This window comes from Kribbella ginsengisoli (genome assembly GCF_039537185.1).
Lineage (GTDB): Bacteria > Actinomycetota > Actinomycetes > Propionibacteriales > Kribbellaceae > Kribbella > Kribbella koreensis.
This window is the reverse complement of the sequence record NZ_BAABAA010000008.1, coordinates 328,583-352,571: the sequence shown is the minus strand read 5'-3', so window position 1 is coordinate 352,571 and position 23,989 is coordinate 328,583. Positions and strand designations below refer to the sequence as shown.

At 63.5% G+C, this 23,989-nt stretch carries 19 protein-coding genes; 9 read left to right on the top strand and 10 right to left on the bottom strand.

The annotated features are described in order from the left end of the window. Positions 1–6: 6 nt before the first annotated feature. Both ABD768_RS29085 and ABD768_RS29080 read right to left on the bottom strand, forming a co-directional pair. Positions 7–1,017, bottom strand: coding sequence for a hypothetical protein (locus tag ABD768_RS29085; RefSeq protein WP_344845897.1), 1,011 nt, complete (start codon positions 1,015–1,017; stop codon positions 7–9). Further along, a complete protein-coding gene (locus ABD768_RS29080; RefSeq protein WP_344845895.1) occupies positions 1,014–1,610 on the bottom strand; it encodes a flavin reductase family protein in 597 nt (198 codons plus the stop codon). The genes ABD768_RS29085 and ABD768_RS29080 overlap by 4 nt, the downstream gene beginning before the upstream one ends. A 782-nt stretch (positions 1,611–2,392) precedes the next feature. Between ABD768_RS29080 and ABD768_RS29075 the strand changes: the two genes are divergently transcribed. Both ABD768_RS29075 and ABD768_RS29070 read left to right on the top strand, forming a co-directional pair. Further along, a complete protein-coding gene (locus ABD768_RS29075) occupies positions 2,393–2,995 on the top strand; it encodes a hypothetical protein (RefSeq protein ID WP_344845893.1) in 603 nt (200 codons plus the stop codon). Between the two features lie 97 nt (positions 2,996–3,092). Beyond that, entirely contained in the window at positions 3,093–3,767 is a 675-nt protein-coding gene (locus ABD768_RS29070; RefSeq protein ID WP_344845891.1) for an enoyl-CoA hydratase-related protein, read from the top strand. 48 nt (positions 3,768–3,815) lie between these two features. Here ABD768_RS29070 and ABD768_RS29065 read toward each other — a convergent pair whose 3' ends face one another. The 3 genes from ABD768_RS29065 to ABD768_RS29055 form a co-directional block, all read right to left on the bottom strand. Next, positions 3,816–6,650, bottom strand: a complete 2,835-nt coding sequence (locus ABD768_RS29065; RefSeq protein ID WP_344845889.1) for an AfsR/SARP family transcriptional regulator — start codon at positions 6,648–6,650, stop codon at positions 3,816–3,818. A 226-nt stretch (positions 6,651–6,876) separates the two neighbouring features. Then, a complete protein-coding gene (locus ABD768_RS29060) occupies positions 6,877–7,323 on the bottom strand; it encodes a hypothetical protein (RefSeq protein WP_344845887.1) in 447 nt (148 codons plus the stop codon). Positions 7,324–7,475: 152 nt separating this feature from the next. Then, positions 7,476–10,121 (bottom strand): FG-GAP-like repeat-containing protein, encoded by a 2,646-nt coding sequence (locus tag ABD768_RS29055; RefSeq protein ID WP_344845885.1) that lies wholly within the window; start codon positions 10,119–10,121, stop codon positions 7,476–7,478. 531 nt (positions 10,122–10,652) lie between these two features. Between ABD768_RS29055 and ABD768_RS29050 the strand changes: the two genes are divergently transcribed. Continuing rightward, positions 10,653–11,750 carry an XdhC family protein gene (locus tag ABD768_RS29050; RefSeq protein ID WP_344845883.1) on the top strand — a complete coding sequence of 366 codons (1,098 nt, stop codon included), beginning with the start codon at positions 10,653–10,655 and terminating at the stop codon, positions 11,748–11,750. Positions 11,751–11,832: 82 nt separating this feature from the next. Here the strand turns inward: ABD768_RS29050 and ABD768_RS29045 are convergent, their stop codons facing one another. Next, positions 11,833–12,405, bottom strand: a complete 573-nt coding sequence (locus tag ABD768_RS29045) for a nucleotidyltransferase family protein (protein ID WP_344845924.1) — start codon at positions 12,403–12,405, stop codon at positions 11,833–11,835. 197 nt (positions 12,406–12,602) lie between these two features. Here ABD768_RS29045 and ABD768_RS29040 point away from each other — a divergent pair, with 197 nt between their 5' ends. Further along, entirely contained in the window at positions 12,603–13,148 is a 546-nt protein-coding gene (locus ABD768_RS29040; protein WP_344845882.1) for an AAA family ATPase, read from the top strand. Between the two features lie 514 nt (positions 13,149–13,662). Here ABD768_RS29040 and ABD768_RS29035 read toward each other — a convergent pair. Next, positions 13,663–14,736, bottom strand: a complete 1,074-nt coding sequence (locus tag ABD768_RS29035; RefSeq protein WP_344845921.1) for an FG-GAP repeat domain-containing protein — start codon at positions 14,734–14,736, stop codon at positions 13,663–13,665. A 36-nt stretch (positions 14,737–14,772) separates the two neighbouring features. Beyond that, positions 14,773–15,624: a class I SAM-dependent methyltransferase gene (locus ABD768_RS29030; RefSeq protein ID WP_344845880.1), complete on the bottom strand. Its 852-nt coding sequence runs from the start codon at positions 15,622–15,624 to the stop codon at positions 14,773–14,775. A gap of 174 nt (positions 15,625–15,798) precedes the next feature. Here ABD768_RS29030 and ABD768_RS29025 point away from each other — a divergent pair, with 174 nt between their 5' ends. The 4 genes from ABD768_RS29025 to ABD768_RS29010 all read left to right on the top strand — a co-directional run bounded on the left by ABD768_RS29025 (position 15,799) and on the right by ABD768_RS29010 (position 21,992). Next, entirely contained in the window at positions 15,799–18,435 is a 2,637-nt protein-coding gene (locus ABD768_RS29025; protein WP_344845878.1) for an ATP-binding protein, read from the top strand. A gap of 852 nt (positions 18,436–19,287) precedes the next feature. Then, complete coding sequence (locus ABD768_RS29020) at positions 19,288–19,476, top strand: hypothetical protein (RefSeq protein WP_344845877.1); 189 nt, start codon at positions 19,288–19,290, stop codon at positions 19,474–19,476. 491 nt (positions 19,477–19,967) lie between these two features. After that, positions 19,968–20,969, top strand: coding sequence for a helix-turn-helix domain-containing protein (locus tag ABD768_RS29015; RefSeq protein WP_344845874.1), 1,002 nt, complete (start codon positions 19,968–19,970; stop codon positions 20,967–20,969). A gap of 147 nt (positions 20,970–21,116) precedes the next feature. After that, positions 21,117–21,992 (top strand): alpha/beta fold hydrolase, encoded by an 876-nt coding sequence (locus tag ABD768_RS29010; protein ID WP_344845871.1) that lies wholly within the window; start codon positions 21,117–21,119, stop codon positions 21,990–21,992. A gap of 16 nt (positions 21,993–22,008) precedes the next feature. Here the strand turns inward: ABD768_RS29010 and ABD768_RS29005 are convergent, their stop codons facing one another. Beyond that, positions 22,009–22,479, bottom strand: a complete 471-nt coding sequence (locus tag ABD768_RS29005) for a winged helix-turn-helix transcriptional regulator (protein WP_344845869.1) — start codon at positions 22,477–22,479, stop codon at positions 22,009–22,011. Positions 22,480–22,506: 27 nt separating this feature from the next. Here ABD768_RS29005 and ABD768_RS29000 point away from each other — a divergent pair, with 27 nt between their 5' ends. Continuing rightward, positions 22,507–23,535, top strand: a complete 1,029-nt coding sequence (locus ABD768_RS29000) for a hypothetical protein (protein WP_344845866.1) — start codon at positions 22,507–22,509, stop codon at positions 23,533–23,535. Here the strand turns inward: ABD768_RS29000 and ABD768_RS28995 are convergent, their stop codons facing one another. Next, positions 23,536–23,949, bottom strand: coding sequence for a VOC family protein (locus tag ABD768_RS28995; protein WP_344845864.1), 414 nt, complete (start codon positions 23,947–23,949; stop codon positions 23,536–23,538). It lies immediately after the preceding gene. Between the last annotated feature and the right edge of the window lie 40 nt (positions 23,950–23,989).

Here is a 23,989-nt window from a genome sequence, read left to right as displayed (position 1 = left end):
CCCCGCTCAGCCCACTGCGTCCACGAATGCGGCCAAGTGGCCGAAGTCGTCGGTACGGCCGAATTCGAGGATCGCGTTCCTGAGTTGCGGGTCGTAGTCCGGGTAGGTTCGGTAGTCACCGGCTGGTCCAGCAAGGCCCTCGCTCCAGAGTCCGACATAAGTCGGCACACCCATTCGGTGGCTGGCGAGCAGAACCTTGAAGACGCTTTGGATCTTCGGCGGCGTATACAGCTCGCGGACCCTCGTTCGCGCCAAGAGCGAACCCTCAGCGATGTAGGTCGGGTTCAGGTAGGCGGTGAAGGGGACCTTCGCCCGATCGCACAGGGCAGCCAGGTACTCGATCGTTGATACCGCCTCCCTGACGCCATCTTCCTCTGTCATACCTGGAGCAGGCTTCAGCATCACGTACGCAGTCAGCCCTACGCCGAGGTCGCCCAGAAGTCGAATCCGCTCCTCCATCACGCGACGCGAGATGTTCTTCCGGAGTACCTCCCGGCGGATTCGGTCGTCCTGAGTCTCGAACCCCACCGTGACCTCAACCGATGTGGCATTGGTCCGTCCAAGGATGTCCTCCAGCACATCACCCTTGACATACTCCGGTCGCGTCTCGATCGAGAGAACCGCCAGCCGACGGATGCTTGTGCTGTAGTCCAGCAGCCGATGCAGAGACTCCCGGTGGAAGCGCCGAGGATCCAAGGCCGAGCCTTCGTTTCCGAAGGAGAGCTGCTCCAGGCGCCCCAGCAGATCAGTCTTCGATGCAAAGACGAAGTCGATCTGCGCGTTGAGGTCAGTAGCAGCGACAGGTTCGTTCGAGGAGGCCAGCGGGAGCGCGCAGTAGCTGCAACTGAACTGACACTTCTGCGTATAGAAGGAAATGACAAGGTCCCGTCGGCCCAAGAACCTCCGGTTGCCAACGTAGATCGGCGTGGTTGACCGTCCACGACCCACGTCGCGAAGCAACAGCGGACTGGCCGCCTTCCCGGACGGCACAGCATCGCCAGCGGAGGTGCTCGTCATGAGACTCCCTCCGCGATGTCCGAGCTGCCACGACAGGCAGATCCGTACGCATGCCCAAATCGAAGAAGAGGAGCAGATGGCGGGTCGCCGGCCGGACGCCAGCATTCGCCAACTTGGCGACCGACGACGACCAGATGGTCACCTGCCCCGTACTCGGCCAGAGTCCGAAACTCCATTCCGACCAGGGACGACGTCAGCAACGCCGCACCGGTGGCTTGTCCGCGGCGATACGCTATTGCCTCGAGATGATCGAGCTTCACGCGCGAGCGCCGGGCGCAACTGATGGCCGTCGCGGTGTCGTCGTCACGCAGCACGGAAACCGCCCAGCGACGCGAGACCCGCACTGCCTGCTCGAATGTCGATCCTCGCTGGATGCAGATCAGTGCCAACGGCGGATCGAACGACACCGGCGTGAAGGACGTGGCGGTCATGGTGTAGTCGACGCCACGCGCCCGGGTCGCGATCACCGTCACGCCGGCGGCGACCAGCGCGGCCGCTTCAGGGAATCTGGTCGCGGAGAGCGACACGTCGATTGTCGCGGCCGAGATCTGGCCAGCACTAGATACGGCTGAAGAGACACGTTGCGGATGCATGATCCTCCTTCGACCCAGCTTTAGCAGGGGAGCTAGGTATGGCCGCTCTGCGGCTGTTCAGCCGACAGAAGGCCCTGTGCCCGGCGGGGCGCAGTGATCGCGGAGCGAAGCGCGGTCCGACGCTTCGGTTCAGACTTCTGAGCCAGTCGTATCCTTCCGAGCAGCGCCTACGTATCGGGCGCTCATGCTGATCAGCGTCACCAGGCTCCTGACGTGCTGCTGAAGCGTCGCTGAATCGCTGCATTCAGATCTCAGCCGGCGCACCTGAATCCGATCGCGACGAGGAACTTGATCGGCATCTCGCTGAAGGCGGAGAGCCGCACCGACGGCATGGTGCTGAGGGCTACATCCTGGGCTGCGTCGCCGCCATCCTCGGGCGGCTGACCGAAGCATGAGCCGATCCCGCTCCTGTGTGGGTGGAGTCATCATCCTGGCCTCTAAATCTGCGCCAACATCTCGCGGCCAATCACAACCTCGCTGGTCAGCTAGTTCAGCAAAGCTCCACGTCGGACTCTGAAGCTGGGCTGAACCTGCTCACAACTCACAGATCCGGTATTGCGCGGTGCATCAGTGCCGTTTCAGATCCGTTCGACAGGATCCGGGAGTTCAATCCGATGGCGAAATACGCCGTCGGGAACTACTGAATTGAGGTCCGTGCCTTGAAGTCTCGAAGCATTCTTCGCTCGTTCGGAGTGCTTTCTGGTGCCGTGATTGGTACCGCCGCTGTACTCGCTGCCGCGACCCCCGCGTCAGCTGGACGCACCTACTCGACTCTGACCTACGTGTCGGACTACCCGGACGTGACGGTCACGTACTTCGGCACTGAGGGAGCCGACGACGTGAGCGTCGACATCGGGGCAGGCGACCAGGGTCGGATCACCTTCCAAGTCCCGGACGCGTCGTCGGTGACGATCGTCGATGACGTGGCCGGCGCCCCATGCCGCGTGGACGATGCGACCACCATCAGTTGTACGAAGGCTGCCTACGACGCTGAGGGATCGCTGCGAAAGGTGATGAACGTCAGCGCCATCACCTGGGGCGGTACCGACAAGATCACCGCCACCGGCTTCGGTAAGGTGTACGGCTCGACGTACACGCCGATCGTCGCTCACCTCGGCGGATGGGAAGGCAACGACACCATCACCGCGCTCGGTGGCGCGGCATTCATCACTGCGGGCGACGGCAACGACCGCATCGCGAGTGGCGTCGGCACAGCGAACTTCCGCAACAGCATCGACGCCGGAGCAGGTGACGACCAGATCGATGCGTCGACACCTCAGAGTGTCGACGGCATCTACTGCAGGTCTGGCGTGGACACACTCCGGCGGAATGCGGCAGACGTCGTCTACGACCAGGCAAACTGCGAGAGCGTCGTTGTGAGCTAGCTGCGAGTTCGCACCTGGCACGAAGACCTCCGGTTGGCGGCATCATTCCGCCTTCCGGAGGTCTGTTGCGTCGCGGCCGATCATTCACAAGGAGGTAATGCCGATGCCGTACCTTCGGCGTCATGAACGGGTCTTCGTTCTGAACCTTGGGGAGGAGCACGAAGATCACACCGAGAACCGACTGACTCCCGACTGGCTTCGCCAGACAGAAGCATGCCTGGACGAGGTCGAGGACTACGTCGGTCCCGCTGCCCTCGTCACCACCTCTACCGGAAAGTTCTACTCCAACGGGTTGGAGCCACGGCGATTCGTCGGACCGCAGGATGAGATCCTCGGCTATCTCAGCGAGGTCCAGAAGCTTTTGGCTCGGCTGCTGGCGTTTCCGATGATCACCATTGCCGCTGTACAAGGTCACGCCTTCGCCGGTGGGCTGCTCCTCGCGCTGACACATGACCTCCGGATAATGCGCGCGGACCGCGGCTTCCTCTGCCTGCCTGAAGTAGACCTCGGGTTCCCTTTTCCCACGGCGATGGCTGGGCTGATCCGAGGTCGCCTTCCGGCTGCCACCGCGCATGAGGCGATGACAACGGGAAGACGCTACGGCGGTCAGGAGGCGTTGGCGGCCGGACTGGTCGATGTGACTGCGTCACAGGCTGAGCTGCTATCGGCCGCCATTCAGCGCGCCGAGCAGCTCGCCGACAAACGCGGCCCCACTCTCGCGGCGATCAAGGCAACGCTGTACGGCGACATCCTCACTGGACTACGACAATGAGCGGCAGGCAGGTGACCGGCTCAGCCCTCGAAAGTCAAGTCCTGAGCGTCAATCCAAGCTAGGTTGCTCACCTGATTTCTCTTCGCGGCCGGCCCTCGGGCGATCATGCAGGGAGTCGTGAATCGCAGCGGAGCGGATAAACGCATCGTCGGCGCGGCTCGCTTCTCCAAGGGCCGTGTACGCCACCCCGAGCATCTCCAGCCACTCCGCCTCACGCACGCGGTTGCCTAGCATTCTGTGCAGATCGCCGGCCGACAGCAGATGCGGAATCGCGTTCTCGGGCCGTCCGATGCTCAGCTGGAACCAACCGATCCCGCCCAGGGCGACGGCCTCCCCATCGAGGAGGCCGTGCCGACGGAAGACACGAAGCGCTGCTTCACAGGCCTCAACACCGGCCTCGAGGTTTCTCAGTCTCAGCAAGCTCCATCCGATTGCGTTCTGTGCATGCGCCTCAGCGAGGTGACTCCCGGCCGTTCGCGCGAGCCGCCTGCCTGCGAGTGCTCGGTCGAGCGCTGCGGACGAATCTCCACTGCGGCACAGCATCTGAGCGTAGTCCACGTACAGGCGTGCCTCATTCTCCGCGTCATTCGCGGCGGCGAAGATCTTCAGAGCATCCTCGAACTTCGCGGATGCATTGCCAAACTCCCCCACAACAGCGCTGGCGCGTGCCAGACCGTGCAACGCGTGGGCGCGGGGAATCGGATCTGCCAGTTCGTCCGCCGCCTCCAGCGCGAGGTCACTGACTAGAACCAGGTCGTCCAACTTTCCCTGCCAGTCGAGAAACGTCGTGAGGCACCAGCTCAACTGCCACGTGTGGCTGAGAAAGCCGTTCGAATGCGCCAACTGCACGCCTGAGATCAGGTTCTCCCATTCCCCCGCGAGCCACGTCACCGCCTCGGATCTGGTCTTCGGATCGGCGGGCGTGGTCCCCTTCACCGGCGCCGGCAAAGCAATCGGATGCCTGTCGGAGGCTTGTAGTAGAGCAGACCGGAACGCCGAGTGCAGGTAGAAGTCGAGGAGTCGTTGCGTGGTTCGCCGATGATCTGTCCTGCGCTCACCCAGCAGTTCCAGGACATATGCACGGACCAAGCCGTGCATCTCGTAGCGGCCAGGACGACTACCAATCAGCAGGTGCCTCCTGGTCAGGTCCGCCAGCACACGCTCTGCCTCAGCCAGACCGCATCCTCTCATGCTCGCCGCAGCGTTGAGAGAGAACCGCCCGGCCGGATGGCTTCCGAGTCGTCTGAGCATATGGGCGCTGCTTCTGGGCAGCGAGGCATAGATCCTGGACACCACCATGCGGAGATCGGTTCGTTCGTCGCCTGTCGCGAAGCCGTCGAGAATTGACGAGCCGCAGGCAACCTGGGTCGCAATCGACTCCAATGAAGATCCGTCTCCGGCGGCCGCGCGAGCAGCGACGATCGCCAGTGCCAGTGGGAGCCCGTCGCACCCAGAGACAATCGCGTCACACGCAGCCTGGTGTGCGGCGAGAACCTGGTCACCCAGGCGTTCTGCGAGGAGAGCTCTGGCTTCGGCGTCGGTCAGGCGATCCACAGCCAACGGCAGCGCATCGACCGCAATGACCAACGGGAGCATCAGATCCCGGCTCGTGATGAGTACCATGCTCTGCTGCCCGCCGGGCAGCAGCGGCACCACTTGCTCGGTGTCGTGCGCGTTATCGAGTACGACGAGCATCCGCTTCTCTGCCATCGCGCTCCGGTACAAGCCAGCCCGAGCATCTGGGTCGTCAGGAATCACGCTCCGGGAGACACCTAGCGCTTCAATGAATCCGCCGAGGATAGAGGCGGGGTCCGCGGCGGGCGATCTGCCCTCATGCCCTCGCAGGTTCGCATACAGTTGGCCGTCGGGAAAGCGGTCCACAACTCGCTTGCCCCAGTGGACAGCCAGCGTGGTCTTTCCCATGCCTGCCGCCCCGGTCACGACGATCACCGGGCACGGAAATGTCGAGAGCTGATCATCTGGGCCGAGCGCTTCGTCGAGCCGGCCGAGTTCCCGTCCGCGCCCGACGAAGGAGGCCGTCACAGGCGGGAGCTGAGCTGGAGTCATCAGGCTCAGACCGACGTCCGGCGTCGGCGATGAGGCTGTCAGCTCGAGCGATCGGTCTTGGCGAAGAATCGCAGTGTGGAGGTCGTGGACGGTCTGAGAAGGACTGATACCGAGATCGTCCGACAAGCTGGAACGGAGGCGATGGAAGGCCGCCAGCGCATCGGCCTGGCGACCGCAGCGGTACAGGGCCAGCATCAGCCGAGCGTGAAGCTCCTCGTTCAGCGGTTCCTGGACGCATGCCTGCTCCAGGTCACCGACGAGGATCGCATGCTCGCCGAGTGCAAGCCTGGCGTCCACCAAGGACTGCAGCGCGGTGCGGCGCAACAGATCCAGTCGGGCAGCGTGATCATCGAGCCAAGTCATTCCGGCCAGGCCTGACAGCGGTTGCCCACGCCACATTTCAAGGGCCGCCGCAAGGCCCGCCGCCTTGTCATGCGGGTCGTCACGCAGGCGGCTCTCACGAATCAGCTGTTCAGCTCGTGTGGCGTCGATGCGATCGCGACGGAGGGCCAGCAGATATCCATGCGACTTCGCCACCAAAATGCCCTCAAGCTCCAGGTGGCGGCGGAGGAACGATATCGTACTTTGCAAGGTGTTCGGCGCCGTGGCCGGCCGATGATCGGCCCATACGAGATTGATCAGCCGGTCAGCGCTCACAACCTGACCGGCGTTGAGAGCGAGAATCGCCAGCACGGCATTCCGCCGCTTACCGGCGACCGCTCGGGTGACCCCGTCCTCGGTAACGTCAATTGGGCCGAGAATTCTCACCATCAGCTCGCCGGGCCCCGAGTGTCGCTCAGGAGAGTTCTGGCTCACGACCTCTGCCAGCCGTTGTCAGCCACCCAAGCTGCGCCCTCTGGACCCAGCATCGTGTCAGTAGCCCAGCTTCCCACTCCAACTCCCGACTCACAGGTGTTTGACGTGTTCATCGGCGTGAACGGTCACCTGCCGCACTGACGTGCAGCTGACGCGGCACTGAATCAGCTTCAGCACCGGGCCGGTTTCGCTATCACGTCAGCCTTTCCTGGCTTCCAGTAGCCAGCTAGAAGGTGCCTCGGGCAACGGTGGTGAAGGCGCTGAGAACTGCGCCGTCGCCATCGATCCAGGTTCCTTTGCAATACACCTCATCCCCGTTGTCAGGTGCGAGGTCCTCGTTGTACTCCGCACCCCGCGCAAACGAGATGTCTGTGAACAGATGGACGCCGTACTGATCCGCCCATAGCCGGTCGGCCTGACTGGGCGGAGTGCCGGTCGTGCGCGTGAATGTCCGAGTGGGAAACAGTTGGTCGTCGAAGAAGTAGTCGTCGCCATAGCAGCGAACCTCAATTCGCGCACCATTGTTGATATACCCCTGCGCGTCGTGCTGACTCATCGGCAGATCCACACTGACCACTCCTGAAGTGGTCGTTGCCGTCGTCCTCATCGAAAGACGCGCGCTGATGGCGCCGGCTCCGTTGGCCGGGCCGGCAGAAAACACAAGTACGCTCATGACAACTGTGAATGCAGTAACCAGCCCACGAGCCAGGCGGACTGCGGTGCGTTTCCGAGGACCGTTCATCTGGGGTTCCTTATGCTGGCCGAACTGAAGGGCGGAAACGGTACGTGGGCGCCGGTCCGCGTAACCGGCGCCCACGACGATCGCTAGTTGAGGGAGATCCTCTGGGGTGCCTGGGCCTGCAGGCCCAGCATCTGTCGGGTGTTGTAGAAACCGGCTACCGGCCGGGTTTCACCGAGATAGGTGGCACCGCTCATTTTCCAGATCGACAATGCCCCATCGGAGTTCCGCTGCCAAAGGATGTCCGACCGTCCATCCGCGTCGAAGTCCCCCACTCCCTTGACCGTGAACTCCGGGCCGGTGATGTACCCCGGCCGGTTGAACGAGTTGACGTCCTCCTGATGAGCGCCCGCCTGTCCCGGGCGGAACCACGCGTTGAGCCAGCCCGAGGAGTGACGCCAAAGGATGTCGTCGAAGCCGTCACCGTCGAAGTCCCCGATGCCTTGTACAGTCCAGCCGGCGCCGATTGTCCACTCGTAGGAGCTTTCGACATGCTGTGCATGCCGCATATACCAGATGACAACCTTGCTCTCGGACCCGTTGCAGTACTGGATGTCACTGTAGCCATCTCCGTTGAAGTCCCCGATTCCACAGACCTTCCAGGCCGTCGGAACAGGTACCTCCTTCGGTTTGACCTCTCCCGTCGTCGGATTGACAGTGATGTCGTTGTTCAGATTCACTGTCGCGCTGTTACCACCTTCACCCGCGAGCCACATCAGCAACTGGCCGTCGCCCTTGCGCCAGAGGATGTCGGAGCGCCCATCCGCGTTGAAATCGCCCAGGCCCTCGAACGACGTGCCCAGCGGCATGGTTCCCATCAACATCCCGTCATCGGAGAATCGATCGGCGATGCCCTTGCGTCCTTCGGTCATGCTGGCGCCGTCAGCGTCCAGCAGCGAGAGCCAGACCCGCGCAGAACCGTCACGCCAGATCAGGTCCGGAGCCCCGTCGGCATTGAAGTCGCCGGTGCCAAGTGGTTGGGCGTCGCTCGCCACCACGCCACCACGGGTCAGCTGCGCATTGGTCTCGCTGTAGATCCCATCCAGGCCCGGCTTCAGCCGGACGATCTTCGCCTGACCACCGGACAGTCTGACCAGCAGATCGGAGCGCTTCGCGGACTGCTCGAGTCCGGACGAAGCGATTTTGTTTCCACGACCACCGCGGTAAACGGATCCGTCGGCGCTCACCTTGACGTCGCACGACGCGCCGTTCTGCACGAAGGTGAGGCCGCTCAGCGGTTGGGTGGACGTGTTCAGGAAGAATGACTTGCCGGCCTGCTGGCCGCCCGCTGGACGCAGCCACCAGTTGGCCCCTGTCGCCAGGAAGCTGTCCTTCAACCCGTCGCCATCGAAGTCACATACCTGCACGCCGAGCATGGCTGCCTTGCTGGCACTGAACACATTGTCGTCAGCGCGCAAATTACCGCCGTCCGTCTGCGTGATCGCATCAGATCCTTCATCGTGAACGAAGACATTCTTCTTCACGTGAGCACCGAGGGCCGGATATCCGCGGACCTTTATCGCAGTACCGCGCGTGTAGAGCAAGGTATTGTAACGATAGTCGTAATACTCACCTGCTGGACCGCAGTACGCATCCTTAAAGTCACAGTCAAGCGTGCCGTGCACGTCGAACTCATGAGTATAGACAATCTCGGTTCCGATACCACCATTGATTCCACCACCCTCCAGGAGGAGGTTGTTGTACGCCCGGTATCCGCTGCCTTCGGTACCAGAACTCTCCAACGCATGCCGGTTTCTGTCGAAGACGTTGCGTTCGATCAGTGCATGCGCCCCGGCTGCGGTCTGAACGCCGTATCCTTCGTGCCGGTACCGCTGGTTGTGGTGGATGTAGTTGTCGTGGACCCACACGGACGACGAGTTTGCGATATTGAGCCGGCCGGCACCACGGTCGTCCAGCACCCGGACGCCGACACCTGACCAGCCATAGATTTCGTTGTTGGCGATCTCGATATTGATGCTCGAGTTCGTCGTGATGGCCACCGGAGTACTCGGGTCGTCGTCCTGCAAGATCTTGCCGCCGGCGATGTCCATGTCACCACCGTCGATCCGCACGCCAACGATCCGAACCCCATCCGCGTCCAGGTAAGTACCAATAGCGAACAGCGGGTTCGGTCCTTCGGTTCGAATCGCAGTCGTATACAGACGGGGCCCTGCCTTCGTAGCGGATCTGCCGCCGAGAATGTGGACGCCCGACTGGACGTGGAGTGTGCCGCGGCCGGTCAGATTGAGGTTGACATCGTCGGCAAGCAGAACCGTGGTGTTCGGAGTCGAGATCGCGCGAATGAACAGATTCACCTGACTGTCGTCGTCGATGCGAACCGTCGAGCGGCCCCAGACAGGTGCAGGAAGCGCGACATTGACAGTCACGCTCCCCAGGTACTTAGTCACGCCACTCAGCGATGCTCGCAGTTCATAGGTCGACTTGCCGTTGAGGTCACCACTCGGCTGGACGTAAGCCGACCCCGAACGCGCTACTGTCCCGACGCTGGTCACCCGCAAGGTGGGATTACAGCCGCTCGGCACATTTCTCACGCTCCACGAGACGAGCGAGCTCTGGCCGACCGTGAGCGTTGCCGGGGATGCGGAAATCGAACCGGAAACCTTGGACAAGCACCCCAGGTTCGGATCGCCGTCACCACCTGGTGGAGGCAGGGCTTGCGCCTGCGCAGCGCTTCCCAGCAACGCTGAGACCGCTACGAACGCAAGTGTCATCTCCCTTAACCGCCGCCGGGATCGGGCAACAATTCTCAGCCACAAACTGGCCATGGTATCTCCAAGTCTTCGCGCGCCGGACCGGTCACAGGACGGGTCAGTTCTTCAGACGGTACGAAGAGCTCCATGCATTAAGCTGACATCCTGCTGAAGTGAGGTCAGCTGCCGATACCTGAGCCATGTTCACTGACAGAATCGGTCAGGCACATCCAAGGTCTGGTTCAATGCCGTCGATAACGATCAATGGTCCTCGGTAGAGCGCACATCACCGCGTGCGATCGCTCCTGGGCGCTCGGATGGGTCACATTACATAAACCGGACGACGCTGATGTGACGCTGATTTGAGACTGAAAGGAGTAGCTCTGCCGCTTTTTGAGGAACGTCTGGCCGTTCTGTGATACTCCATCTTGGCGTACCTTGCCGATATGAGTGCGGTACGGGCGACAACAGCCGGTGGTCGGCCTGGAGCAGGACCCGTCCGTCAATTGCCACAACGGCGACACGAAATGGATCGACTGCGGAGGCGAGTCCATGCGTGAGGTTCTCGGCGAACTCTACGGCTGGTGGGAGCGCGGGGAGTCCGCCGTTTTGGCGAGCGTCGTGGCCACCTCATCATCTACGCCGAGATCCTCTGGCGCCGCGATGCTGGTTGGTCCGGGCGGTGAAGCCATCGGCTCGATATCGGGCGGATGTGTCGAGGGAGCTGTGTATGACGCCGCTCTGGAGGTCATGACGTCTGGAGAACCACGCCTCGAACAGTACGGGTTCAACAACGAGAACTTCTTTGCTGTCGGGCTCGCGTGCGGCGGCTCCGTCGAGGTCTTCATTCGGCTTGTGAACCGTGCCTCCTTTCCCGACTTGGCGAGCATGGCGGCCGACATCGACGCCGGCCGTCCGGTTTGCGTTGCCACCGTGATGTCTGGAGATCTTGCAGGCCGGCACTCCGTGATCCGACCGACGGGTGCTTGCCGGTCCATCGGTGGCGGACTGGACGACACCCTAACCGCTGAGGCGCTGCGGATGCTGGCGGCGGGGCGTCCGGGTACCTTGACGCCGGATGGGCGGCCGGACGTCACCGTGTTCTTCGAGTCCTTTCCGCCACCACCGCGGATGCTGATCTTCGGCGCAGTCGACTTCGCCGCGGCGCTAGCGCAGACCGGTAAGTTCCTCGGCTACAGGGTTACCATCTGCGACGCTCGCGCAATTTTCGCCACGCCAGCACGGTTCCCGGTCGCCGACGAAGTCGTCGTCGATTGGCCGCACAGATACCTCGCGATGGAGGCATCCCACCTCGATGCCCGCTCAGTTGTCTGTGTCCTCACACACGACGAGAAGTTCGACATTCCACTTCTCAACGTCGCCCTGCGCCTGCCCCAGTTGGCCTACATCGGAGCCATGGGCTCACGGCGTACGGCCGCCGACAGGCTTACCCAACTCAGCAAGGAGGGACTGACCCCGACCGAGATAGACCGCCTCTCCACACCAATAGGCCTCGACCTCGGCTCCAGCAGCCCAGAAGAAACCGCTATCAGCATCGCGGCCGAGATCATCGCAATCCGCAGCGGCCGATCGGCCGGCCGCCTAACAGGCGGAACCGGACCTATCCATCGTGAGCGTCCCGCTCCTTGACTTGCCCTGGTGTCACTGCCGATGCGTCGGGTGCTCTCGATGCGTCGCCGGCCACGGCGCATTCTCACCGGACAGGCAACACTCAGCCTGGCTGATGGCCAGGAGGCAATTGCTGAACCTGATCGACGTCGGCCCCCACCGCAAGGCCGGAGCACTCGATCTCCACAACCTCATTCTGCTTCAGATAGCGTCGAGCGCCGATCTCACCAGTAGCCGAGGCAATCGCCGCTGCCCAATGGTCGCGTCCGAGCACGATTGGATGACCAGGTTGCCCACCGTAAACTGCTCGCCTCAGAACTTCCTCGCTCGCTGCGGCCGCGACCCGCCTCACCACAGATACGGTCAGGCCAGGCGTATCGACAGGCACAACGGCAACCGCCACTGGTCCGGCACACCCCTGAAGACTGGTCAGCCCAACTCTGAACGAGGCGCCAACACCTTCATGCCAGCCGGTCGCCTCAACCACAACAACCGGCTCTCCGGTCAGTACCCGCCTGACCCTGGCAGCTTCCGCTCCGACCACCACCAGCACAGGAGAACACCCCGCTGCCGCCAGGGTTCTTGCAGTCCGAACGACCCACGTAATGCCGTCCGGGCATCGCGCAAGCGCCTTCGGCCCACCCATCCGGCGGCCCGCACCAGCTGCCAGCAGCATCCCCGCGACTTCCACACTTCGCAGGGTAGCGGCCACGCGAAGTGTGCCTCAACGGATCCCGCCTCACTGCTTCCGATGGTGGGCCCTTCGACAATCGCAGAACAGCGTCAGCCGACGAAACTAACCGGAACTCTCGACACCCGCGAATGGTCGAGGACCAGTAGGCCTGCCGGCGATCAACATGGAAGGACTCTCACATGCGGCGATACATTCTGACCGGTACACCTGGAAGCGGTAAGACCTCGATACTCCGATGTCTGGAGCAGACCGGCTGCCAAGTAGTAGAGGAGGCCGCGACTACGGTCATCGCGCAGGCGCAGGCCGTAGGTGAATCCGAGCCTTGGTCGCGGACTTCCTTCATCGACGACATCGTCGCTCTACAGCGACAACGTCAGCTAGAAACATCGGGATCTGTTCAGGTATTTGACCGGTCTCCGGTTTGCACCCATGCCCTCGTGATCTACCTCGGACAACCGGTGTCTCCAGCGCTGTCGGAGGAACTCGAACGAGTAGTCTCAGAGAGGATCTACGAGCGACGAGTGTTCTTTATTCGAAACATAGGATTCTGTCAGCAATCAGCAGCAAGGCGGATCAGTTTCCAGGAATCGCTGGCTTTCGAGAAAGTACATGAAGCGAGCTACCGCCTGTTCGGCTACGAGCTGGTCGACATCCCGGCCGGCGATTTGGCGCAGCGAGTTGCCCTGGTGACCTCACTGATCGCGGCAGACGCCCCGGCCGACTAGGTTGAGACGCTAGCGCAAGAACTCGGTGGGGTACGCCACTCTGCCACACCCTTCGTCCCTACGCCCACATGCTGTCGTCGTGGAATCAGCACCCAAGGAAGGCCATTGATTTGCACTTCGCTCATTGTTCAAGTTCGCCCCTGACGGAGCAGTCAGCTGCGAGAACCGCCCACCGCAACAATGCGAGATCACGGACGACGAGTCCGCCGACTAATTCTGAGGCGGAGCCGACAAGGCGCGATATCGACGGCCGATTCCTGGCCGGAGCCAGCCTCCAGCCGATCGATCGGACTAGCGGCGGGTTGATTCGATCAAGTAACTGCAAGCGGCGCGACGCGTAATGCGTATCGACGCCAGGGAGACGAGCTTTCCGGTGGTAAGACTTACCGGACATGGACCGATGCGTTCGCTCACATGAACCATCGAGCGTGATGCTCTCTGGCTGCCAGACACAGTCATGCACAACCAGAGAGCTCCGCGGTCAAAACCTATGGATTCGCTCTAGCCATTGAAGCTAGCCGTTGGTCGGACTGCAGCCCAACAAGTCAGGACAGGTCGCCGGCGACGTGACCATAGCGTCGCTGAAGGTCGGCCCGGTGTTGGGTCCGTGGAAGAACTCCATCGGCATGGCTGCCTGGTCGAAGCGCCCCACGACAGCAATATCATCGAATCCATCCTTGTTGAAGTCGCCTGCCACGGGAGTCGCGCCTGGATCCATGATCCTCTCTGCGAGCGTCCGATCGTTCACGACGGCCGGCGGGAACAGGGTGGAACCATTGAGCGGGATGAAACCCATCCAATCGTTGAAGGTGCCTGCCTGCTGCGAGTTCTCGAGGCGCGAGTACACAACGAGGTCATCGTTGCCGTCAGCATTGAAGTCACCGACGACCACATCCGCCGTCTCGCCGGGCCCATCAACAACGGCCTTGTCGTAAAATGTCACGTTGGCATGGTGCTCGACGCTGAACTGTCCCCCACCCGCGCCATAGGCGATTGGAATCATCCGCTCGCAGCGCGAGCCACCGCCGGGCTGAGGGACGTCATAACAGGCGCGGCCGTGCAACAGCAGGTCGTCCTTGCCATCACCGTTGAAGTCGCCCGCCACGACGCGCACCAGGGGATCCGCAGCCCACGCGTTGAACTGGCTGCCTAGGTTCGAGCTGACCGGGATCAACTTGCCACTGCCATCTTCGTATGCCAGTGCGACCGTTGCCGTGGACTGCCCAGATTTGCCGATCGAAGCCAGGTCGTCCTTGCCATCACCGTCGTAATCCCCAGCCACTACCTTTGAAGCCGGATCCCACGCCCAGACCGGTTGCTCACCCATCGGTTTCGTCGCGACCGTGTGGCTGCCGTCAGCGTTGCGGGACAACACCTTGAAGCTCGCCCCGTAGCCAGGCGCAAACTGAGCGAACTCGGTTCGGCCATCGCCGTTGAAGTCGCCCGAGAAGACTCGCGTGTCGGTCCGGACTTGAGCTACGAGGAAGTCATCGAGGCCGGCACAGGGCCGGACCGCGCACCCCTGTGGCTTGACCTCCGAGGCGACGAACGAGCCTGAAGTCGGTGGCGTCGCGGCCGAGCAGCATATAGGCCGCGTGCACGGCCGCCATCACTTACCGTCGGTTCATCGTGTCCCCGACAGCACATGCAGCTCGCACGGCCCGACGAATTGCCCGTCGGTGTCGTACTCCCCTAGGGCCCGTTCGATGTCGGCCCAGACTCGTGTGCGCTCGTCCTCGGGAACTCCGGACAGCATTTGGTGAAGAGCGCCGAAGGACTCCTTTTCGAAACGCACGCAGTCTGCCGCCGAGGGGAGCCGCAGTGGTGCGTCAAGGGTCCGAACGCTCACATCCTTGAAGCCCGCTGCGATCAAGGCGGAGCGGGCAGCCGAGGGATCTCCCAGGCTGAACGGTCCCGGTTGTCCCGCGAGAGGTGCGCCGAGGCCAGCGCGCTCTCGGATCAGCGATACCGGCACCGAGAAGAACGCGTTCCGGTCGGCGGTTGAGTACACGATGGCCGCGAACCGGCCCCCTTCCCTGAGCGTCGAGCGGATCCCGTGCAGTGCTTGCATTTGGTTGGGGAAGTAGATCAGCCCCAACCGGCAGATGACGGCGTCGAACTCCTGTGACCACAGGGTGCCGAGGTCCTCGCCATCGGCCTGGGCCGTCGTCACGTGTCGGAGGCCGTTCTCCAAGGCTGCCCGCTCGGCATACGCCAGGATCTCGAGCGATAGATCGGTGACCAGGACGCTGCCACTACTACCTGTACGCCGCGCCGCCGCCAACGCCTGTCCACCGGCACCACCTGCAACGTCGAGCACGCGGGAGCCTGGACGTACCGCGGCGGCCTCGAGCATTGCCTCGGTGGATTCGCCCAGCCACTCCTCGAGTGTCGGTCCCCACCGGTGCCATGCCTCCGCGGCCTGGTCCCACTGCTGCCTAGTCGTCGCCTTATAGGCGACAGCGTCAAACACCATACTTCCTCCTCATCCAGGATTGCCTGCTGAATCCAGCTTCGCGGGATCCGCGAGAATAGACATCCGTACTCACCACGGATATGTCCTCCCCAGTGCTTGACCACCGGCTGGTCAAAAATCTCCGGACATCCGACACTGAGAGACGTGACCAGGCGGATGGATCGGATACCAGGCGTGACCGACCGCGAGCAGGTAGTGCTCGACCTGGTGGCTGGGCATTTGACCAACGCCGAGATCGCAGATCGACTGTCCATCTCTGCCCGCACCGTTGAGTCCCACGTGTCGTCGCTGATCCGCAAGCTCGAGGTGGCGGACCGTCGCGGACTCGCACGGCGGGTGGCGGAAATAGGACTGCTCGGCTCCCAGCTGCACGGCCGGTGGCCCTCCCCTAGCGGCGGGTTCCTCGGCCGTGAGGCAGAAATGGCCGCGCTCACAGAGCTGCTGTCACGGCGCCGGATGGTGACTGTCGCAGGACCTGGCGGCGTGGGTAAGACCCGCTTAGCTACGCAGGCAGTCCAACGGTTGACCGATGAGCCAACCAAGGACGGGTGGTTCGTCGACCTCAGCCAGATTTCGGATCCACGGGCGGTGACGGCGGCGGTCGCCGCCGCCGTGGGTGTCGTCGAGCATCCAGGGTACTCGGTCGAGGACGCGCTTTCCGCCGTCTTAGCGCGGGCCGACGGCGTACTGGTTCTGGACAATTGCGAGCATCTGATCGCGGCAGTCGAGACCTGTGTCCGTCGTCTTGTGAACGACTGCCCGGGGCTCACGATGGTAGCGACAAGCCGGCAACGGCTGGGCGCCGCCTACGAGTGGGTCTACGAGCTTCCTGGTCTCAGCCAGTCGGATGCCGTGCTGCTGTTCCGGGCACGTGCCGAGGCGGCTGGCGGCGTCGTACCCGAGGACCGCAGGGTGGCCGCCCTGTGCGCTCGGCTCGAGGGAATGGCACTCGCGATCGAACTGGCGGCAGCCCGATATCCATCACTCGGCCTGGATGGTCTAACGGCCGCGCTTGGCGACCCGCTCCGCCTGCTCGGGTCAGACGAGGGGACGCGGCAACGCTCCTTGCGCGCGACCATCACCTGGAGTGTGGACCTGCTTTCACCCGACGAACGAGCGGTGTTTGCGGCCTGCTCGGTGTTCGCCTCCCGATTCACGGTGGCCGATGCGCACACGGTCGCCTGGCCCGACCGCAGCGAAGCCGAGATAGCACGGCTGCTGGCCATCGTGGCTGATCAGCACCTGCTGCGGGTGGAGATCGGCACTCCGACCAGATATCGCTTCCAGGAGGTTGTGCGCCAATACGCCACCGAGCTGCTCGATGACCAGGGTCCAGTCGTCGAGCAGCGGCACGCGCAGTGGGCGCAGGACACGCTGACGTCGCTTGCCATGACGGAGCATGACGAGGAGTGGTGCGAGGCGTTCGACCGGCTCGCGGTAGAGGTCCGCGTCGTCCTAGGACGCGGAGTCCGAGGGACAGAGTTCGGTGAGCGGTTTGCCGAGGAACTGGTGCAGCGCGGCCGGCTCGAGGAGGCACAACACGTATTCGAAGAGCTGGCCGCAGCCGATGTCTCCGATCGCGTCCGGCTGCTGCGGCTCGCCGCTGGTGCGGCTGCCGCCCGTCTTGTGGGCGACGAGACCATGCGACTCCTCGATGCGGCGTACGAAGCCGCCTTGGCCGTGGAATGCGATGAAGCCGCGGCCGATGCCCTCGGCTGGTCAGTCATCTACGCCACTATGGCACCTGGAATCATGGCGAATCCGCCCGCTAGGGAGGTGACCGAACACCGACTGGCGGAGGCTGAGCGACGAGCGCCTGCGGGATCCCCCGCGGATGCGACCGTCATGGTCGCAAGTGCTGCGTGGCTGTCTGATGGCGACAGCGAGGCAGAGTCGCTCGGGCTGCGTGCAGCCGATCGGGCTGCAGCGATCGGACTCCCGGTCGCTGCGTCAGCCGCGCTTGATCGTGTCTGCGGAAGCCGCCTGCACCGCCGCAAGTACGCCGATGCGCTCGCGGCGGTGACCGCGCGCGGCAAGCTGATGGATCCGCTTCGGCTGGAAGCCTCAACGGCGTACGCGTTCAACGACTACCTACTCATGGGATGCGAAGTGTCGCTGTCCGCAGGAGATCTCCCGGGTGCGGCAGCGTACGCCGAGCGCTTGATCAGCCTTCCGTGCTACCGCGACTACGTCCATCCGGCCCTCGCTCGCCAACTCGAGGTCGACGTCCTCGCAGGTGACTTCGCCCAGGCAATCCGGCGCGGAGAGCGCTTCCGGACCTCTTGGGAACAGGCCGGCCGGCACCATGCGTCCACGCTTGCCGTAGGAACCTATGCGCTGGCGCTCGCTCACGGCCTTCTGGGGAACGACACCGAGCGCGAGGAATGGCGGACGATCACCAAACACCTGCTCGTAGGCCGGCCACTATCGCTGGACGGTGTAGAGACCGGGTGGGCGCCGACCCTTGATGCATGGTTGTTGCTCGACTCCGGTGAACCTGAGGCAGCACGAGCCACCCTTGCTGTAGATCTGGACCATCCACTGTGGTCAGCGTGGGGTACCTCCCTCTGGCGGCCGTGGTATGCCGCAGCCTGGGCCGAGGCCGGCGCCCTCACACAAGCACCAGACCTGGAACAGCGGTTGAGCTCAGCAACCGCAGCAACCCACGACAACCCCGTGGCCGCCGCCCTCGTCCGCCGTGCAGCGGCCCTGGCGACCGATGACCTGGAGGCCGTGGGCGAGCTGGTGACGACATTCGCCGAGCTCGGAGCTACCTACCAGCAGAGGCGAAGTCTCCAGCTTGCGCGGTGAACGGCTCGTCGGGCGAATTTGACCGGCGTAACGCAGGGGGCGCAAGAAGCGGCGATGCAGGACCGCGTCCAGATCGGCCAGGCACCACTGATGGTCGTGGTGCTTGCCGACCGGGCCGGGTGGGATGGCTCGCCCTGTGGAGGCCGCACAGTGCGACACAGTGCCCCGGTGATCAAGCAGGATCACTCATCGTTTTACTCACCTGATTGACTGGCGAATGTTGATAATCAAGGCGATGCAGCGGCAAGCGGTTCCAGGTACTTGCGCAGGTCACGAGCATGTTCGGCAATCGGCGCGAAATCTTGACAAGCGTGGCCTTGTAAAGCGGTGGTTAGGGGTTCGAGTCCCCTCGTCGGCTCTCTGAGCAGCAGTTATTCCGATCGGGGCATGTCCCCGAGGGTGTCGGGACCTGGCGGCACCCGTCGAGCTTGCTCATGGATGGCTCTCATCGTCTCGCCAAGGTGCTTGGCCGCCTCCGGATTGCGGGTCTTCGTCCGATGTAGTCATCCATCGTCGTCGAGATGCGGGACTGCCGCCGGACAACAACATGATTGCCATCATCTTGGTCGCCTACGCGGCGTTCATCCTGCTGTTGAGCACGCTGGCTACCTGCATCGCGATCTTCGTTCACGACGTACCCCGGTGAGACTCGGCCTACCGAGTCTTGAAGCTCGTTCTGACCGCCGGAACTGGCACCGGCGGCGTCGCCGCGATCGCCATCCAGCTGCACGAGAGCGGGGTCTTTGGACCGCCTCATAGGCACCCCACGCGGCTTAGCTCAGGACAGGCCCGCGTGCCTTCGGGGTCAGCTCGGAGAGCGGCTGCAGCAGTCCGGGACTGTTGCGGACGTTGTTGACTGCGTACATTTCTAGGCTGCCGTCCAACGGCGGCGCCATCAGCACCGGCACGGCATCGACGTCGTGGTTGCGCAGATCCAGCCAGTCGGCTCAGTCGGCCGCGGCGATCGCCATGGGCATCCGGCCGTGGATCCGGCCGACTGCTTCCGTCGCGGTGGTGGAGATGATGATTGTGTACGTCTGATTCAGACGCTCGGGATCGTTTCTGCTTTCGACTCGTCCTTCTACACCTCGAACAGGCCGGCCAAGGCCAGGGTCGATCCGCCTTCCTCTCGATGTGCACCCGCCGTGCACTCCAGCGGGCAGCCGCGCAGGTCCGGTCGCGGCAGGCCTCTTTTCTATGCGGTCGTCGAATCTGCTGGCTGCCTCGCACGCCTCCGGTGCGGGTTGGCCGCCGCCGCAATCCGAGCAACTAGATCCGAGGCGCGCCACTACCGTCTGGCGGTTACGACGCAACGGACGTCGATCGTGATCGGATCGTCCGGCTCGAGCCAGGACAAGATGGTGCGGTGGGTCCATGAATCGAGGCGACTCCCTCCCCGACCGACCTTCGTGACTGCCTACGTCAGCCCGGCCGCACGACGATGCTCACGCCTCGGTCAAGGCGTGGGGAATCGTGTCGGGTATCGTCGGATTTCCTGAGTTCCGCGCTGGGGATGATCCGAAGTGGGCGCCATGACCATCCGTTTCGATTCCGGGCAGATCCCGGCTGTTGACCGTGATACGGCCGTACGCGAGATCATCAGCGCGAGCATCGTCCCGGTCGAGATCGACTTCCCGGCACACGAAGGTCCCGTAGTGCGGGGAGCCATCAGCGATGTCGGCAGCCTTCGGGTTTGCTCGATCAAATCGAACGCGACGAAGGCCGAACGCACTGAGCGGCTTGCTCGCGATGCGATGGAGCCCAGTGTCTTTCTCGGTTTGCAGGTGTCAGGCAGCAGCTTGGTGGTGCAGAACGAGCGCGAGGCTGTTCTGCGCCCCGGTGACCTCGTCCTGTACGAGTCCGCTGCGCCTTACACGCTGGTCGATGCCGATGGCATCCAGCAGGTCCAGATCCGGATACCGACCGCCAGCCTCGGGTTGCCTGGCGACGTCCTCCGAATGATCTCAGCGGTGAAACTGAGCCCCGGACACCCGGTGGCCGACCTGGCGGCTGCCTACTTCCGGAGAATGGCGGCTCGGCCCGATCTGATCAGCCAGCCGGGTGCACAGGCGATCAGCCAACCGAGTATCGAGCTCGTCCGGGCGCTCATCACCACCCACCTCGACCTCGCCGCACCGCAGGGCGACGCGATGCACGCCAGTTTGCGCTTGCGCATCCTGGAGTACGTCCGGGCGAACCTGCGAGACCCTGACCTGACCGCGGCTCAGATCGCGGTCGAGCACCACATCTCGGTGCGGCATCTCTACAACGTCCTCGCCGAAGGCGGGATCTCGCTGGGTGGCTGGATCCGCGAGCAGCGGCTGGAGGGTTGTCGCGACGACCTCGCCCGGGCGGGGCTGTTCACCACGCCCATCGGCGCGATCGCGAAACGGTGGGGATTCACCGACCCGTCGAGTTTCGGGCGCAGCTTCCGCGCTGCCTATGGCCTGTCGCCTCGCGAGTGGCGAATCATGGCGCACCAGGATCCGGCCGGCCTGGCCGAACTCCGCGGCCAGAACCCGTCCCGCTCGTAGCGTCCCGAGTCAACCGCAGTCTCGAGAGGTCTGCAGTGCGTGCACCCTTGTCTACGACACGTGCAGAGGCTTCCTCGTGCCGGATGCTCGGTCGGGTCCGTGGCCTAACGTCTTTCTGGTGACAGCCAATCGCCAAGGGACGAGCACATGAAGAAATCCGAATTGCCCACTGCGATCGAACATCAGGTAATGACCATCAAGGGCTTTGTTCACGTCAATGAGTACCCTGGCGACGGTCCCGCAGTTGTGATGACGCACGGGTTCCCGGACGACTCGCGCATCTACAACCGACTCGTCCCCGAACTCGCCTCCCGGCACCTCGTGACGTTCGACTTCCTCGGTCACGGCCGATCAGGACGGGACGCGGTCTGGCCCCTGGCGTCCGGGCAGCGTGAGGGAGAGCTGGCTGCTGTCGTTGATGCTCTCGGACTCGAGAAGCCCATCCTGGTGGGGCACGACATCGGCGGGCCCGTCGCGATCAGATACGCGCTGGCCCACCCGGACCGAGTCGGTGGAATGGTGCTGTTGAACACTTTTTTCGGTGATTCTCCCACCCTGGAGTTTCCCGAATTCATTCGGTTTCTGGCGGATGCTCATCTGAGCCGGCTTGTTGACGAGGTCCTGGCCGATCCCGACATTCTTGGCTGGATGCTGTCGTACACCGACAGGATGCTTAATCCGGGCCCGCCGGATCCCGACGGGATCGGAGCTTTGGCCATCCTTCCTCAGTTCTACGGCGATCAGAATCAGGCGAGCTCCATCCCCGCGATCCGGGCGTGGACCGCGGACCTGTTCCCCGGGATTCTCGAGCAGAACACTCAGGTGGCGAGCGGCCGACTTTCCCAGCTCGACGTCCCGGTGACGATCGCATTCGGCGAGCATGACCCCTACCTGAACGGCGGCGTCGCCCAGCATCTCCACTCGCTCTTCCCAATGGCGTTGGTCCGAGGGGTTCCGGATGCGGCCCACTGGCCTCAGTGGGACCAGCCCGCGGCGACCGCAGCCGCGATCGCTGAGATCTGACGCAGCCAACCGTTCGTCAGCATCCAGCGGTTGCGTGATCGACGGAGAACTCGCCCGACTGGATCGGCTGGCCGCATGCCTGGCAGCAGACTTCTGCGACGAAGACCTCGCCGCAGACGTCATGAATGAAATCGACGGTCGGCACACCCTCCTCGCCGTGGATGTCCCCCCAGCGCTTGAGCACAAGGATGACTTGACCCAGGTCTCGACCCTTCTGAGTGAGTTCATACCCGCCCATTCGGCCTCTTTCAGGCGCGTGAGGCTGCAGGATCCCAGATTCGGTGAGCTTCCGAAGCCTCGATGCCAGGACATCTCTGGGGGCACCGACGGCCCGCAGGATGTCGGTGTAGCGCGATGCGCCGAAAGCGACGGCGCGAACTATGTGCAGGGACCAGCGGTCGTTGATCGCGTCCAACGCGACCGCCAGGGAGTCACGGTCTGGTTTGTTTTTCAAACCAGCAACTGTAGGCTTCATTTCGTTTGACATTCAAACCATCTTAGTCGAGGAAGTGTCATGTCGTCATCGTCCGTGCCTGGCTCAGGCAAGCCGGCCCCTGTGGGCACCCACCACAGAGCCTGGATCCAGCTCGTTGTCACCGGGCTGATCATCGGCTCCGCGTTCATCGCTGTGTACGTCGGGCTTCAGCGAGCTCCCGTACCGGATCACCTGCCCCTGGCCGCGGTTGGAGGGCAATTGGCAAGCGCGGCGCAAGCAGGTCTGGGTGACTCGGTGGACATCCAGCAGGTCGCCACCCTCGATGAAGGTGCGGCCTTGGTGCGCAACGGCGACGCGGTCGCCGTGGTGGGCCTCACCGCCCCGACCACCTTGCAGTTCGACTACGCCGGCGCGAGCGGGTTCAGCGAAAGCGGGGCGGCGCGGCAGTTGGTGGCCGGTCTGGCCCATAAGGGCGGATTCACCGTAGCGGAGACGGACCTGGTTCCGTTGGTCAAGTACGACTCCCGCGGACTGTCGGCTTTCTATGTCGTCTTCGGTGTGACGCTGGCCTCGTTCGTCCTCGCCCAGGGCCTAACCGGCGCGGTCGCGACGGTGCGCCTGCGCCACCGGCTCTACGCGATGGCCGGCTTCGCCGTTGCCATCGGTGTGACCGCCGCCGTCATCACCGGCCCTGTGTACGGTTCGCTGACGCCGTCGTTCCCGCGGCTGGCTCTGTCTCTCATACTCTTGTCGGCCGCCAGCGCGTTTGCCACGAAGGCCCTCGGAGCGTGGCTGGGACCGGCGGGAATCGGGCTGGCCGTCCTCGTCCTGACAACCATCGGCAACGCGACCAGCGGTGCGACCCTCGGAATCGACCTCCTGCCCGGCTGGGCTCAGGCGATCTCCGCGAAGCTGCCACCTGGCGCGGCCTACCGGGCGATCAACGACTTCGGATACTTCGGCGGATCCCATGCAGGCTCATCGCTTGTCGTTCTGGCGATCTGGTTCGTGGTGGGGCTCGGTCTGGTGCTGCTCCGCCAGCGGACTGCCGCACACCAGGTGACGCAGAAGGCGGCCGAGGCGGAGCCGCAAGTAGTCGTTGGCTGATCAGGAGATCGAGGGCGCCGTCACGTTGACCAGCCAGGATGTCCCGAACATGTCGACGCACTGTCCGTGAAGAGCACCCCACGCGGATCTGGCGAACGGCACCGTGACCGCCCCGCCGTCGGAAAGCCTGCCCCAGTACGCCGTGAGCTCTGCCTCATCACCTCCGAGCGCTACCGAAAAGGAGCCACCGGCTTTGTACTCGGGGCCCGGGACGTCCGAGCCCATCAGGATGACGCCGGTATCTCCCTTCAGCATCGCGTGCGCAACCAGCTTCTCCTGGCCGGAGTCCTGCGCGGCGCGTAGGTCGCCGAATGTTCGGATCTCCAGTTCGCCGCCGAAGATCGACTGGTAGAACTCCATCGCTTCGCGCGCGTTGCCGCCGAAGTTGAGATACGGGGTGACTCGAGCCGGCATCGGACCATCCTTCGATTGTGGTTTGATTTTCAAACCATAA

Coding starts and splice junctions, on each gene's coding strand:
- ABD768_RS29050 (WP_344845883.1), top strand. CDS start 10,653: ATGCGTGAGGTTCTCGGCGAACTCTACGGCTGGTGGGAGCGCGGGGAG.
- ABD768_RS29070 (WP_344845891.1), top strand. CDS start 3,093: ATGCCGATGCCGTACCTTCGGCGTCATGAACGGGTCTTCGTTCTGAAC.
- ABD768_RS29045 (WP_344845924.1), bottom strand. CDS start 12,405: ATGCTGCTGGCAGCTGGTGCGGGCCGCCGGATGGGTGGGCCGAAGGCG.
- ABD768_RS28995 (WP_344845864.1), bottom strand. CDS start 23,949: ATGCCGGCTCGAGTCACCCCGTATCTCAACTTCGGCGGCAACGCGCGC.
- ABD768_RS29010 (WP_344845871.1), top strand. CDS start 21,117: ATGAAGAAATCCGAATTGCCCACTGCGATCGAACATCAGGTAATGACC.
- ABD768_RS29055 (WP_344845885.1), bottom strand. CDS start 10,121: ATGACACTTGCGTTCGTAGCGGTCTCAGCGTTGCTGGGAAGCGCTGCG.
- ABD768_RS29040 (WP_344845882.1), top strand. CDS start 12,603: ATGCGGCGATACATTCTGACCGGTACACCTGGAAGCGGTAAGACCTCG.
- ABD768_RS29000 (WP_344845866.1), top strand. CDS start 22,507: ATGTCGTCATCGTCCGTGCCTGGCTCAGGCAAGCCGGCCCCTGTGGGC.
- ABD768_RS29030 (WP_344845880.1), bottom strand. CDS start 15,624: ATGGTGTTTGACGCTGTCGCCTATAAGGCGACGACTAGGCAGCAGTGG.
- ABD768_RS29085 (WP_344845897.1), bottom strand. CDS start 1,017: ATGACGAGCACCTCCGCTGGCGATGCTGTGCCGTCCGGGAAGGCGGCC.
- ABD768_RS29060 (WP_344845887.1), bottom strand. CDS start 7,323: ATGAGCGTACTTGTGTTTTCTGCCGGCCCGGCCAACGGAGCCGGCGCC.
- ABD768_RS29080 (WP_344845895.1), bottom strand. CDS start 1,610: ATGCATCCGCAACGTGTCTCTTCAGCCGTATCTAGTGCTGGCCAGATC.
- ABD768_RS29015 (WP_344845874.1), top strand. CDS start 19,968: ATGACCATCCGTTTCGATTCCGGGCAGATCCCGGCTGTTGACCGTGAT.
- ABD768_RS29005 (WP_344845869.1), bottom strand. CDS start 22,479: ATGTCAAACGAAATGAAGCCTACAGTTGCTGGTTTGAAAAACAAACCA.